Consider the following 247-nt stretch of genomic DNA (forward strand, 5'->3'; position numbering starts at 1 on the left):
GCTTGCGCCGGATGGGCGGTGCAAGTCGTTCGCGGCGGGTGCGGACGGGACTGCGTGGGCCGAGGGTGTGGGTCTGGTTTTGCTGGAGCGGTTGTCGGATGCGCGGCGCAACGGTCACGAGGTCCTGGCGGTCGTCCGTGGGACGGCTGTGAACCAGGATGGTGCGTCCAATGGGCTGACCGCGCCGAACGGTCCTTCGCAGCAGCGTGTGATCCGGCAGGCGTTGGCGAGTGCGGGTCTGTCGGCG

The 247-nt window shown here is 69.6% G+C and carries 1 protein-coding gene; it reads left to right on the forward strand.

Annotated elements, in window-relative coordinates; translation table 11 throughout:
* A partial coding sequence (locus tag ADK64_RS42850; protein WP_159046248.1) for a beta-ketoacyl synthase N-terminal-like domain-containing protein occupies positions 1–247 on the forward strand: 247 nt, incomplete at both ends.

The organism is Streptomyces sp. MMG1121, from assembly GCF_001280015.1.
GTDB lineage: Bacteria > Actinomycetota > Actinomycetes > Streptomycetales > Streptomycetaceae > Streptomyces.